This window comes from Clostridium sp., from assembly GCF_050717635.1.
In the GTDB taxonomy this organism is placed as follows: domain Bacteria; phylum Bacillota; class Clostridia; order Clostridiales; family Clostridiaceae; genus Clostridium_AD.
On record NZ_JBOITO010000003.1, the window covers coordinates 13084 to 25802 of the forward strand.

Annotated in this window: 14 protein-coding genes; 10 read left to right on the plus strand and 4 right to left on the minus strand. The window is 29.9% G+C overall.

Annotated features, from left to right (window positions below; genetic code table 11):
- Window positions 1-139: 139 nt before the first annotated feature.
- The 7 genes from ACREWB_RS01635 (at window position 140) to ACREWB_RS01665 (ending at window position 7319) form a co-directional block, all read left to right on the plus strand.
- A complete protein-coding gene (locus tag ACREWB_RS01635; RefSeq protein WP_431545739.1) occupies window positions 140-520 on the plus strand; it encodes a hypothetical protein in 381 nt (126 codons plus the stop codon).
- Window positions 521-565: 45 nt separating this feature from the next.
- On the plus strand, window positions 566-1237 hold the full coding sequence (locus ACREWB_RS01640; RefSeq protein WP_431545740.1) for a DUF421 domain-containing protein: 672 nt from the start codon (window positions 566-568) through the stop codon (window positions 1235-1237).
- Between the two features lie 199 nt (window positions 1238-1436).
- The gene (locus tag ACREWB_RS01645) at window positions 1437-2648 is read left to right on the plus strand and encodes a cation:proton antiporter (protein ID WP_431545741.1); all 1212 of its coding nucleotides are present in this window, start codon (window positions 1437-1439) and stop codon (window positions 2646-2648) included.
- A gap of 16 nt (window positions 2649-2664) precedes the next feature.
- Window positions 2665-3585, plus strand: coding sequence for a DMT family transporter (locus tag ACREWB_RS01650; protein WP_431545742.1), 921 nt, complete (start codon window positions 2665-2667; stop codon window positions 3583-3585).
- Between the two features lie 145 nt (window positions 3586-3730).
- On the plus strand, window positions 3731-4420 hold the full coding sequence (locus ACREWB_RS01655; RefSeq protein ID WP_431545743.1) for a response regulator transcription factor: 690 nt from the start codon (window positions 3731-3733) through the stop codon (window positions 4418-4420).
- Window positions 4421-4424: 4 nt separating this feature from the next.
- On the plus strand, window positions 4425-5819 hold the full coding sequence (locus ACREWB_RS01660; RefSeq protein ID WP_431545744.1) for a HAMP domain-containing sensor histidine kinase: 1395 nt from the start codon (window positions 4425-4427) through the stop codon (window positions 5817-5819).
- A 15-nt stretch (window positions 5820-5834) separates the two neighbouring features.
- Window positions 5835-7319: a hypothetical protein gene (locus ACREWB_RS01665; RefSeq protein ID WP_431545745.1), complete on the plus strand. Its 1485-nt coding sequence runs from the start codon at window positions 5835-5837 to the stop codon at window positions 7317-7319.
- 35 nt (window positions 7320-7354) lie between these two features.
- Here the strand turns inward: ACREWB_RS01665 and ACREWB_RS01670 are convergent, their stop codons facing one another.
- On the minus strand, window positions 7355-8281 hold the full coding sequence (locus tag ACREWB_RS01670; protein WP_431545746.1) for a polysaccharide deacetylase family protein: 927 nt from the start codon (window positions 8279-8281) through the stop codon (window positions 7355-7357).
- Between the two features lie 287 nt (window positions 8282-8568).
- On the opposite strand from ACREWB_RS01670, the gene ACREWB_RS01675 reads away from it, so the two are divergent.
- From ACREWB_RS01675 to ACREWB_RS01685, 3 genes are read left to right on the plus strand one after another with little or no spacing between them, the layout of a single operon-like run.
- A complete protein-coding gene (locus tag ACREWB_RS01675; RefSeq protein WP_431545747.1) occupies window positions 8569-9057 on the plus strand; it encodes an RNA polymerase sigma factor in 489 nt (162 codons plus the stop codon).
- Complete coding sequence (locus ACREWB_RS01680; RefSeq protein ID WP_431545748.1) at window positions 9051-9584, plus strand: zf-HC2 domain-containing protein; 534 nt, start codon at window positions 9051-9053, stop codon at window positions 9582-9584. The genes ACREWB_RS01675 and ACREWB_RS01680 overlap by 7 nt, the downstream gene beginning before the upstream one ends.
- A gap of 5 nt (window positions 9585-9589) precedes the next feature.
- Window positions 9590-10348 carry a YfjL-like protein gene (locus ACREWB_RS01685; RefSeq protein WP_431545749.1) on the plus strand — a complete coding sequence of 253 codons (759 nt, stop codon included), beginning with the start codon at window positions 9590-9592 and terminating at the stop codon, window positions 10346-10348.
- Between the two features lie 60 nt (window positions 10349-10408).
- On the opposite strand, the gene ACREWB_RS01690 is transcribed toward ACREWB_RS01685, so the two are convergent.
- From ACREWB_RS01690 to ACREWB_RS01700, 3 genes are all read right to left on the minus strand, one after another.
- Window positions 10409-11266, minus strand: a complete 858-nt coding sequence (locus tag ACREWB_RS01690) for a phage holin family protein (protein WP_431545750.1) — start codon at window positions 11264-11266, stop codon at window positions 10409-10411.
- Window positions 11267-11358: 92 nt separating this feature from the next.
- Window positions 11359-11889 carry a GNAT family N-acetyltransferase gene (locus ACREWB_RS01695; RefSeq protein ID WP_431545751.1) on the minus strand — a complete coding sequence of 177 codons (531 nt, stop codon included), beginning with the start codon at window positions 11887-11889 and terminating at the stop codon, window positions 11359-11361.
- A 49-nt stretch (window positions 11890-11938) separates the two neighbouring features.
- A complete protein-coding gene (locus ACREWB_RS01700; RefSeq protein ID WP_431545752.1) occupies window positions 11939-12703 on the minus strand; it encodes a DUF975 family protein in 765 nt (254 codons plus the stop codon).
- Window positions 12704-12719: the final 16 nt, after the last annotated feature.

Here is a 12719-nt window from a genome sequence, read left to right on the forward strand (position 1 = left end):
TAGAAAACCAGTGAAGAGAACTATCGAAATATATTCAAATATATTTCGGTAGTTTTTTCGTTGTAAAGATCTAGTTAATTTATTTTTTACTAGTGTAATTATCATACTTTATGTAGATAATAAAAATGATTAGATGGAGGTGGCTATTATAAAAAATAAAAATGATATGAGACTTGCCATTGCAATAACATGGGTAATATCTTTTGCTTTCATGTGGATTATGTTTAATGCCTTTTTGCCTAAAAATGAATTTAACATAGTACTAAATCAAATCGAAAAAAGTGTAGAAATAAAAGATTGGAAACAGGCTGGAAAATCAATGGAGGATTTAAAAAGAATTTATAATAAAAATAGGATATTAATTCAAACAAATAATGCAACAGATATTTTAACGACTTTTGAGTTTGCAATAGGACAGCTAGATATTTCAATAGTACATGAACAAAATGCAGCGCTTGAATATATTGGAGGACTGAAATCTTCCATTGACTTTGTTATGAAGGCGTTTTCTGGGCCTTGAGTTATCACATATTTAGATTAAGTATAAATTTTTTGGAGGAAAAGTATGAATGATTTTCTAGCTTTTAGTATAAGAGTTATTATAGTTTTTTATTTTACGTATCTTTGTACTAGGGCTTTAACTAAAAAAGCTATGGCACAAATGACAGCCTACGAGTTAGCAGGCCTAATGATACTAGCAAACGTGGCTGCTGAACCACTTGTAGACAAGGTTACGGTTAAGTCAGTTTATGGTGCTGGATTAATAGTAGGCTTAATGTTTATAAGTTCACGATTGGCACTTAAAAATAAACTTACACCTATCTTAGAACATACTCCAACTGTTATTATTAATAAGGAGAAACTTGATATGATTGCATTGAGTAATTTAGGGCTAAGTTTAAATCAATTGGAAGGATTACTAAGACAGCAGGGATACGATAAAATATCTGATTTAGATACAGTTATAATGGAACCTCAGGGGAATATTTCAGTTTTTCCTAAAGCTGAAAACAAACCTGTTACACTTAAGGATATAAATATCGAAAAATACACACAAGGAATTACTATACCACTAATAATGGATGGGAATATTTTATATAGTAATCTTAAGCATATACAAAAAACTAAAGAGTGGCTCTTACAAGAGCTAGATAAGCAGGGGGTATCAGACTATAAGAGTGATGTGGGCATTGCAGAACTTGATACAAATTGGAAACTTAATGTTTTAAAAAAATAATTGGTTTACATTAAAGAACTATAAAAAACTATAAAATACCCATCTGAACTCAGATGGGTATTTCAATTGACAAAATCGAATAATAAGGCTAATATTAACAAAGTGTGAATTATTTGAAATATGCCGATGTTAGCTTAATGGCAGTATTTATTTACAATAGTAATAGAGTCATCATTAATAACGGAAGAAGGGGACATAATTGTTAGATATTAATTTTTTATTGGATTTGGCTATTATTTTAATGAGTACAAAAGTATTAGGTCTTTTGACTAAAAAGATTCAGATGCCACAGGTTGTTGGGGCTTTAATTGCAGGCATTATACTAGGACCTACAATTTTAAATATCGTTCATGAAACAGCGTTTATTGATAAAATGGCCGAGCTTGGTGTGATAGGCCTGATGTTTATTGCAGGTCTTGAAACAGACATAAATGAAATGAAAAAATGCGGAAAAGCATCTCTCGTCATTGCATTTTTGGGCATTTTACTACCTTTGGTTGGTGGTTTTCTTGTGGCTATTGCTTTCTCAGATACGCCATTAAGTTCTATGACTGAAATTCAATTATTGAAGAATATTTTCATTGGCGTTATTCTTACAGCAACATCAGTAAGTATTACAGTTGAGACTTTAAGAGAAATGGGGAGACTGAGAACGCAAACTGGTACAGCAATTTTAGGTGCTGCTGTTATTGATGATATTATTGGTATAATTATTTTTACAATTGTTTTAGGTTTTGGGGATTCATCTGTAGGTATATTAGGTATACTATTTAGAATTATGTTGTTCTTTGTATTTGCAATTATTGCAGGGGTTGTGTTTAATTTTGTATTTAAAAAGTTGAGCAATAGATATATACAAAAGAGAAGAGTACCCATATACGGACTGGTTTTTTGCTTGTTGCTATCATTTGTATCAGAAAGATTCTTTGGTATAACAGATATAACAGGAGCTTATTTGGCGGGTATTATCATTTCAAATGTGGGGCAATCAGATTACATATTAGGTAAGTTTGAAGTACTATCCTATATGCTTCTATCACCTATATTTTTTGCTAGTATAGGTATAAAAACACATATTACTGCTATTTCAAAAGATGTTCTAATTTTTACTGTTCTTTTGCTAATAGTAGCAATTTTATCTAAGATTATTGGGTGTGGACTAGGGGCGAAACTTACTGGTTTTACAAATATGGATTCTTTGAAAATTGGAGTTGGAATGATTTCAAGGGGGGAAGTAGCTCTTATATTAGCGGGCAAAGGCGCTGAAGCAGGTCTTATGGGCAAAGTGCTTTTTGTTCCAGTTGTTATTGTGGTCATAATAACGACCCTTTTAACACCTATGCTCTTAAAACTTGTTTATAAAGGGGACACTGACTTTAAAACTAGGAATCCACTTGAAATAGAATTATAAGGGGGAAAAGAGCGGTATGACTAAAATATTTAGTAAGTCATATATGGTTATGATTCTAGCACTTATAAGTTGCTTTTTATGGGGAAGTGCATTTCCTTCAGTAAAGACAGGTTATAAGCTGTTTTTAATAAGTGGAAGCGATACCTATAAGGTTATACTTTTTGCAGGCGCTAGATTTTTAGTGTCTTCCATTATGATATTTATATTTTGTATTTTAACAGCAAGGTCTTTAAAGGTAAGAAAGAAAGACATATCCAAAATAGTCCTTTTAGGACTTTTACAAACTTCACTTCAGTATATATTCTTTTACATAGGTCTTTCAAATACTAGTGGTACAAAAGGGGCTATACTAGCGTCTACAAGTACATTTTTTAGTGTTATAGCAGCCCATTTTTTTTATGAAGAGGATAAGCTTAGTTTTAGAAGAATAGTTGGAGTTGTACTTGGATTTATAGGTGTAGCTATTGTAAATATAAATGGTGGGGGAATTCAAGGTGGATTTTCATTTACTGGAGATGGATTTGTAATAATTTCTAGTTTGGTAGGAGCCTTAGCTGGTATATACACCAAAAAGATTGCAGTGGACATACCAATCTTTGTGATTACAGGGTATCAGCTATTTATTGGGTCTATATTATTAATATCCACAGGATTTCTGGGAGGCGCAAGGGGACTTGATTTTAGTCCTAAAGGAGCAGTACTTCTTTTATATTTAGGATTTATATCTGCTGCAGCTTTTTCTATATGGACAGTTTTACTAAAATATAATGGAGTAGGAAGGGTAACTATATATAAATTCTCTATACCGCTGTTTGGCGTTTTTTTATCCTATATGTTCCTTGGGGAACGGGTCATTGGATTTAAAGTTATTATGGCAGTTATTTTGGTTATAGCTGGGATAATAGTTATTAACACAGAAAATAAAATTAGTAATTGATATTTTTATTTGTTTTAATAAATTACAAAACTATTACAATATTACTGCTTTCAATATTTCATAGCTCAATTATGTTATAATCATAATTAATAATATAGAAAGCTTGAAATATAAGATTATTGCATTCTATGTAAGAGGTGAAGTTATGAAAAAAAAAGTGCTACTTATAGAAGATGAGGAATCAATTAGAGGCTTTATAAAAATTAACTTTCAAAGAAGTGATTTTTTAGTGTTTGAAGCTGCAACTGGAGAAGAAGGTTTAGAAAAAGTAATTGCAGAGAAGCCTGATTTAATAATTTTGGATATAACTCTTCCTGGTATGGATGGATTTAAAACCTGTGAACTTCTAAGAAATGATTTTCCGAATTTAGGTATTATCATGCTTACTGCTAGAGGACAAGATATGGATAAAATCATGGGCCTTGAGTATGGTGCTGATGATTATATGGTAAAACCATTTAATCCACTAGAACTTATTGCAAGAGCAAATGCCCTACTTAGACGAATGAATAATAGTGAAGATAAAATTCCTAAACAATTAATTTCAGGGTGCTTTATCATAGATACTGATTCAATGAAGGTATATAAAAACCGTCAACTTCTAGATTTAACTCCTAAAGAATACTTGCTTTTAAAGACCTTTATGGAAAATGAAGAAAAAGCGTTTAGTAGAGATAATCTATTAAACACAGTATGGAACTATGATTACCTTGGGGACTCTAAAGTTGTAGATGTTAATATACGACGTCTTAGAGAGAAAATTGAAACTACTCCTTCTAAACCTGAATATATAGAAACAGTATGGGGTTTTGGATATAGATGGAAAAAGAGGTGATATTTTGAGAGGAATAAAAGCTAGACTTATTTGGAGTTATCTATTAGTGATTGTTTTTACTGTAATCACCTTAGAAGTTGTTCTTACTGTTTCGGTAGGTAAATATTACTACAAAAATATGGAGTCACTGCTTTCAAAACAAATTAAGGGCTCAGTTGATTTTTATAATAATAATTTTTCTTCATCTAGTTTAAAGGAAAATGTGGAGAATAACGCTGATATTTTTTGGAAAAATACCTCCGCTGAGGTCCAAATTATTGATGACTCAGGAATGATGCTAATGGATTCCATTGGTGATTTTGATTATAAGCCCATTAAAGACGATGATGTTAAAAAAGCATTAAAAGGTGAACTTGGAACTTTTATTAAGAAAGATAAGTCTACAAAAGAAAATTTCATGTATGTTTCTTACCCTTTAAAATCCTATAATAAAATAGAGGGTGTTTTACGTTTCGTTACGCCCTTATCTGAGGTAGATGCACTGATTCATAAAATAATATTTCTTTTTTTAGGGGTTGGAGCACTGGTTATTGTGATTTTTGGTGGTTCCAGCATATTTATTTCTAATTCTATTGTAGGTCCTTTAGATGAAGTGAAAAATCTAGCTAAGAAATTTGCGTCTGGAAACTTCACTGAAAGACTGGAAAAAAGAAGAAATGATGAAATTGGAGAACTGTCAGATACATTTAATTTTATGGCAGAAGAAATTCAAAAAAATCAAAAATTAAAAAATGAGTTTATTACTTCTGTTTCCCATGAACTTAGAACTCCGCTTACATCCATCAAAGGGTGGGCGGCAACGATTAGTTCCGGAACGTTAGAAGATAAAGGAGAAATTTTAGATGGACTTAATATCATAGAAAAAGAAAGTGATAAACTCACGGAAATGGTGGAAGAGTTGCTAGATTTTTCTAAATTTATATCTGGAAAAGCACCACTGATAAAAGAATATGTAAATATTCAAAGTGTTATAGCTTACATAGAAAAACAATTTATGCCAAAGTCCATGCGTAGAAGTATTGTGTTTACTTGCAAAACACAAGAAAATTTACCATTAGTTTATGTAGATGAAAAAAGGGTGAATCAAGTAATTATTAACATTATAGATAATGCTTTCAATTTTACAAAAGCAGGAGGTAATGTAACATTAGAAGTGTTTACTTCCAGTGATAATATTTGCATTAGTATAAAGGATAATGGAGTAGGGATTCCAACAGAGGATTTGCCCAAAGTAACAGAAAAATTTTTTAAAGGCAGATCAAGCATGTCACAAAATGGGATAGGGCTCTCGCTCTGTAAAGAAATTGTAGAAATGCATTATGGTAAACTTGAGATTTTAAGTGAATACGGCACGGGTACAGAGGTTAGAATATTATTACCATTAACGCTAGATGTATAAAAGAGGTGACTCTAAATGAAAAAAATATTATGTTTATTTTTTATTCTATTCTCTATTATAATTTTTATGTGGAGTCAATATGTAGGATTAACTTTAAACACTCAAGTATTACAAAAAAAAATTACTGTATCTCCGCTAGAAGGAAGCTGGATAGTAGAAAAATATGTTTCTATTGATGGTGCTACAATAGATGAGAAAAAGGCAAAACAATTAATTGGACAGGTTGCTTATTTTAGTGGAACTACAGTTAATTTTAATGGTGATACCTCTAAGGAATCTAAATATAAAGTAAAATCTGTTGACACTAGTAGTTACTTTTGGAATGTTATAAAAATAAGTGCTAAATCATTAGGGATACAAAATACTAATGTTCAAATTGTTACCATTAATTCTGATGATATTTTTTATGATGAGTACATAAAGCTTAATGACGAAACTTTGATAAAGAAATATGAGGGCATTTTGCTATATTTTCATAAAGATAAAGATGATAGTTCAAATCTTACTCATAATAAAGATAATGAAGATAATACGAAAATTTTAATAAGCAAGGCAGAAAAGGAAATTAGATCTAAGTCAGGACTATTACTTGGACTAAGGTATAAAAATCCTAAAGTAGAAACTGGAGGGAGCAAATATTTATATAAAACCCTATGGATTAGTTCAGTAAATGATAAAATTCTTCCGATTGCTGAAACTAAAGATTTGCTACTTCCAAGGCAAGATGGATTTTGGAAAGTAGGGACAACTAGGAAAATAGAAAATGGAGATGCCAAGGATGTAATTTGGTCTTATCCTATTAATTCAATTGATCCAACTAAACCGATAAATATATATTCAAAGCAAATAAGGTACTGCAAAACAGAAGACAATATTATTATTAAATTTTTAGGCAGTAATTATGTTTCTACAGAAAATATACAAGAGGTAAATAACAATAATTTAGGAAAAGATTACTCTAATAATCAGCTTAAAATATTTCCAATAGATAATCTAATGGGAGAATCCATAAAACTTACAAGTATACTAGGAAGGGAAATAGAAAAGTCCACTTTGCCAGGTGCAATTTTAGATATACCTAAAAACTTTCAAGAAAAAAACTTGAAAAATGTGGATGCCAATTGGGGTGTAATAAGAAGAAGTGGACGTTGGATACTAAGAGGAAGAATGGAAGCCAAAATAAGTAGTAAACATTCACTTGTAGATTTTGATGTTTCTTATGCTACACCTAAATCTTTAACTACATATGATGATTTATTTCCTTCTTTTAACGCCATAAAAACTAAGGTGCCTAGTGCAGTGGATGCTTATTCTTCGCCTAATAGAGATTTTGTTGTTGTTCTAACTGCTACAAAATTAATGGTTTTTACTATAGAAGGAAATAATCTTAATGAAAAATTGTTAACTTTGGACCTTAAAGCAGGAGAAGTACCAGTAATGTCACATTGGGCTACCGGTAATTATGTGGATGATTGGCAAACAAAAATAAATAAGTACTAAATTTATATGCAGCTTGCACATATAAATTTAGTACTTTATTTTATTATTCCAAATTCATATCCCTCATCTATTAAATATTCTATAATTTGAGGTAACGCATCAACAGTTTGAATTTTACCGTAGGTGTCATGCATCAGTATAATTACTTTTGGGGTTGTCCCAACTTGTTTCTTTAATGTTGATAATAACTCTTTTGAACTTTTATTCCTCCTACCTACGGCGTCTCCAAGTTCAACATTCCAATCTATACTAATCATATTTTCTTTTGAAAGTCCAGCATTAAGCTCTGGTAAATTTGGATCTTTATAATATGTTCTTGACATGTATCCCCCCGGTAGTCTCAAAAGCCTTGTATTGAAATTATTACCTAGAACATTTTTTAATGCTTTATCGTTTTTATTTACATCATCCATGAAAGTAGATACATTAACTTTATTGTTAGGGTATAACATATTACCTCTATTATGAGAATAAGTATGATTACCTATTGCATGTCCTTCATTAAATTCTCGTTTTACTAGATTTTTGCTCTTTTCATTCTTATCTACATATTCTCCAAGTAAAAAAAATGTTGCTTTAACGTTATACTTTTTTAAAGTATCTAGTATTATGGGAGTCACTGTAGTAGATGGACCATCATCAAAAGTGAGAAAGGCTATTTTCTTGCCAGAATTTTTTCCTTTATAAGCTGCTATGGAACTTATTTTTTCAGCATCATAGGTTCTTTTTTTCGCTTCTTCAAGTGCGGCGTTAACTTTTACCCAGTCATTATTGGTTTTATTATTTTTATTTAATGTACCTTTAATCTTAGTAGTAACTGCTATACTTACAGGTTCTGCTTTAACATCTTCTTTAGGAAAGTTTTTACTAATTGTGATAGTAACTATTAATATTAAAAAAATGCAGATAAATAATAATTTTACTTTTGTAGTTTTCTTATTAATTCTTTTGTTTTTATTCATAATAACTGCTCCCTTAACATTTTATTTGTAAATAACAACTAACAATAGTTATTATAATAACGCGACTATAAGACTTGTCCATATTTGTAAAATTATCAACTCCCTTGTAGAATGATGTTATATCTATACCTTTATATTACTACTTATACACATGTTATAGATTACAAAGTTGTTACAATTATAAAACAAATTTTTTAAAATACTGGGGTAAATAATTATAAGGTTTTTTTAGAATAAATGTAACGTTTTAATAAAAAATGTGACTAATATATGAAAGTGGGATTTTAGTGAAGCAAATAGAGAATTTTTATATAACTTATAAGCAAGATGTTTACGTGTATCTACTTTCGCTTACTCATAATCCTAATCTTTCAGAAGATTTATTATCAGAGACTTTTGTGAATTCAATATCAGCTATTGCAAATTTCAGGGGACAATCTTCAGTGAAGACATGGTTGTTTTCTATAGCTAGAAATTTATGGCTTCAAAGCATTAGGAAAGAAAAACATACAGTTGAATATAATGATCTTTTAGAAATATATGTATCAGATAGTATAGCAGAAAGACTGATTACAAAAGAAATCGTAAAAAGAATCAAGACTCTATTACTTTCAAAAGATGAGCGTACTCAAAAGATAGTAAATATGCGAGTAGAAGGCTATAGCTATGGTGAAATTGCCAAAGAGGTTAATATGTCAGAAAGCTCAGCAAGGGTTATTGATTTTCGCACAAAAAAATATATTAAATCTAACTTGAAAAAGGAGGGACTATGTTGAATATATCTTGCAATGTAATACTGGATTTAATACCGCTTGTAAAAGATGGCGTTGCAAGTGATGACAGCACTACAATAGTCAACAATCATATTAAAGCTTGCGCCAGCTGTAAATCTGAATTTGAAACTTTTGACACCATAGATGTACAACAATCTTCAATTAAAGATAAAAAGATAATTTTTGCTATGAAACGTAGTATTTTTATAACACAAATCATTATTCTTATGGCAGGTGGGATTCTTGGGGTGGCACTCTCAAATTCTATGGGCATGTTTTATAATTTTATGATAATGCCTATAGTAGGCGGTGTTTCCGTGGTGGTACTTAAACGTAAATGGTATTTGACTCCCATTGTAATTTTCATAACGTCTTATTTATGGACAGCTATAAGTGAAATAGTGGCAAATGGGTTTGAATGGATTTTTCTCTATAGTGGAGTGTATTATGGTATTATATATACGTTTTTAGTCCTACTTGGGGTTCTCATTGCAATGCTTTTAAAAATTACATTTAAGAAGGAAAGGTGAATATAATGAAAAGTAAAAAGGGGTTAACCTTTAAAATAATTTCGGGAATAATAGCTTTAACACTAATTGGCTTTATACTTCTCATTACTAATGCTACTGTTGGTAATCCAATTACAAAAGCGATGGCAAATAAGGCTATTAAGCAATATGCAGATAAAAACTATCCCTCAATGGATCTTGAAATAGAAGATGCATATTATGAATTTAAGAGTACATCATATATTGGGATTGCTAAATCAAAAACCAGTATTGATACTAAATTTGGGGTCTATTATAAAAACGGTAAGGTTCATTACGATGATTATGAAAGCAGAGTACTAGGTCTATTTAATACAAGACAAAGGATAGAAGATGAATATTCAGCTATTGCAAAAAATATCATTTCGAAAGATCTTAGATATGAAAAAAACACTACCATCATGGATAGTAAGTCAGATAAGGGAGAAGAATCAATGCTTCCTTTAACGCTTGATATGAAATTTGAAAAAGATTTATTTCTAACTTCTAATGTTTCAATTCGACTTGATTCAAAAGAAAATTCAATGGAAGCCATGGCGAAAATCTTAACTGATGCCCACAAGGCATTTGTAAAGAATAATTGTAATTTTAGAAGTTATAGCTTGTGGGTTCAAAATAGTTCAACTAAATATGTATATATAAGTGGAGTTACTCTAGATGACATTGAAAGTAGCAATCTTACAGCGCTACTTGAAAAGGCTAAAACCAATCGATCGGGAGGTGAATTGAGTGTTTTAGTTCATTAGGTAAGGCTAAATATAATTGAATAAAAAAACCTAAATTTATCGAAAATTTAGGTTTTTTCATTATATATTTTTACGTGCTTCAAATATTGATTGATACATTATTACTATAATATCATCTACTAACTTAGTCTTTTTTTCTTTTATAGTTTTCTCAGAGCAACAGCAAGTTATTTTTAATTTCTTTAATAAATCAAATGTGGTGGATTTATTGTTTTTTAAAAATATTTCAATATAATTAATTGGAATGTTTTTTTTAGCATATTCTTTATTCGACCTGTTAAAGGCTAACTCTACATAAGATATTACTGTATAGAGTAATATATCTGAATTCTTATTTGTTTCTTTTATAAGCTTGATTTGATTAATAAGAGATTTGAATGCATCATATCTAATTTCTAAGAAGCTTTTTATATATTTATCACTTATATTATCAATTTGACTATTTAAAATATAATCCATATCATAAAAATCTCGATTTTTGCTATTTGAATTATCTAACATAGTATCTAATATTGGCACTTTTAGGCGCTTAATTAATAAAAACAAAATATTAGGAGGCAACGGAACACCTAACAAGGTTAGATTCTCTAAAATACTTAAGCTCTCTGTTATTGCTAGAAATGCGATAATAATTTTGGATAACATGGTTGTGATTATTATTGGATTTAAAACAATCTCTAACAGTCTAACTGTAATCATAGAAAGAGTATAGGTTATAACTTTTCTAATGAATTTCCGGAGACCAGTACTAGAAAACCTTTTATATCTTAAAGCCGCTGATATTCCTGTAAAAGTATCTAAGCTAATAAGCATTAAAAGAATAATATATGAACTTTGCATACCTGTGAACACTTGAAGAAAGACTCCTAATATCCCAAATAATCCATATATTCCTTTCAGAATGTCGCTCTTATCCATTTTTTCATCTCCATTACTACATAGGCATAACATTGAATAAAAAAATATTTATTCAATGTAGTATATGCAATATTAAGAGAAACGCTGCTAATTTAATACATATAACCTAACATGTCTAAGTACCCATTTTTCCAAACTTTGTTTCCAGTTTGTTTTATCATTAATTCTTTAATTATTTCTTCTCCAATACCTAATGTTTTATGTTCGTCTATTTTAGTCCACTTACATGTGTTATTTACTGATATGAAATCATTTTTCAAATAAAATGGCTCAATATCAGTAAATAACAATAAAAAATCCAAACTATGAGCTGCTGAGAAACCTTCAATTGTTTGCAGTAATTTAGCAGCTAGACCATTACCTCTATATTCTTCTTTTATACAAATATCTACAATCCCTAAAACTCTTATAGCTACGCCATTTAAATTCATTACCCTATAATCTAATCCCACATGTCCAATTAAAATATCTTTGTCAAATGCTAAATACCTAAAATGAGGTATTTGTTTATAGTATATTCTATCACTTGTATAACTGTCTGGAAAACACTCTTGCAATAAATTTAGTATTTTTTTTTCTGATTTAACATCAATATCATACTCGTTTATTTTTGTAATCTCCATTTTAATACTCCCTTTTAAAAAAAAATTATAACATTTTATCTATAAAGAACTAAAAAGTTTGCTTTATTTGCAGCTCATCATAACTGCAAAGATTTTGAATCAGTGCATTTTGGCGTAATTCTAAATACAACTCTGCTTTTGTAGCGTTCTCATAAGGCATAACAAATAGTACTCCTACTAAAAATAGTAATGTACCTAATATATACCATCCGATAAATGAAAGATCTAATATGAACATATCTAGTTTTTCACCGTCGGTCATTTTATCACTTAATTCTAGTGCACGTTTATAATCAATGTTTGGGTTGTCTGATAATATATATGGTACCATTCGGTAAGCATATGTTTTTACAATTCCTGGTATGATAAATAATAAGAAGCCAAGAAAGGTTACAATAGTTCTCCAAAGCATGGTTTTTATGATATTAAAATAACTACCAAAGCCGAAACCAAATCCTAAATAATTAAGATTTGTATTGTTTTGTGCTGATTGAACAAAGTAACGTCTTCCCCCTACTTCAAGTGGATATCCTAATAGTATACGAAATGCAAGTGCAAATACAAATATTATAATTATAGTTATGAAAGTAATTAAAAGTAAAAACGGAAATATACTAATAATATTTTTACCGAAAAGATTGAATCCACTGATTGGTGTTTTATCTCCAAAACTCCAATTAAAGTTGTTTATGTCAATAGAACTATTATCTCTGCCACCAATAATTGCTAAAACCAAACTAACTACAAATGCATTCCAATAAGAAACTTTTAAAACTGCCTTTGCTCTATTTTTTAAGAGTTCACGAGTCCACATTTTTTATCCCCCAATA

What these genes read in the sequence shown, in the direction of transcription:
- ACREWB_RS01665 (WP_431545745.1), top strand. Translation starts at nt 5,835, where the DNA reads ATGAAAAAAATATTATGTTTATTTTTTATTCTATTCTCTATTATAATT.
- ACREWB_RS01700 (WP_431545752.1), bottom strand. Translation starts at nt 12,703, where the DNA reads ATGTGGACTCGTGAACTCTTAAAAAATAGAGCAAAGGCAGTTTTAAAA.
- ACREWB_RS01680 (WP_431545748.1), top strand. Translation starts at nt 9,051, where the DNA reads ATGTTGAATATATCTTGCAATGTAATACTGGATTTAATACCGCTTGTA.
- ACREWB_RS01690 (WP_431545750.1), bottom strand. Translation starts at nt 11,266, where the DNA reads ATGGATAAGAGCGACATTCTGAAAGGAATATATGGATTATTTGGGATA.
- ACREWB_RS01640 (WP_431545740.1), top strand. Translation starts at nt 566, where the DNA reads ATGAATGATTTTCTAGCTTTTAGTATAAGAGTTATTATAGTTTTTTAT.
- ACREWB_RS01695 (WP_431545751.1), bottom strand. Translation starts at nt 11,889, where the DNA reads ATGGAGATTACAAAAATAAACGAGTATGATATTGATGTTAAATCAGAA.
- ACREWB_RS01650 (WP_431545742.1), top strand. Translation starts at nt 2,665, where the DNA reads ATGACTAAAATATTTAGTAAGTCATATATGGTTATGATTCTAGCACTT.
- ACREWB_RS01655 (WP_431545743.1), top strand. Translation starts at nt 3,731, where the DNA reads ATGAAAAAAAAAGTGCTACTTATAGAAGATGAGGAATCAATTAGAGGC.
- ACREWB_RS01670 (WP_431545746.1), bottom strand. Translation starts at nt 8,281, where the DNA reads ATGAATAAAAACAAAAGAATTAATAAGAAAACTACAAAAGTAAAATTA.
- ACREWB_RS01685 (WP_431545749.1), top strand. Translation starts at nt 9,590, where the DNA reads ATGAAAAGTAAAAAGGGGTTAACCTTTAAAATAATTTCGGGAATAATA.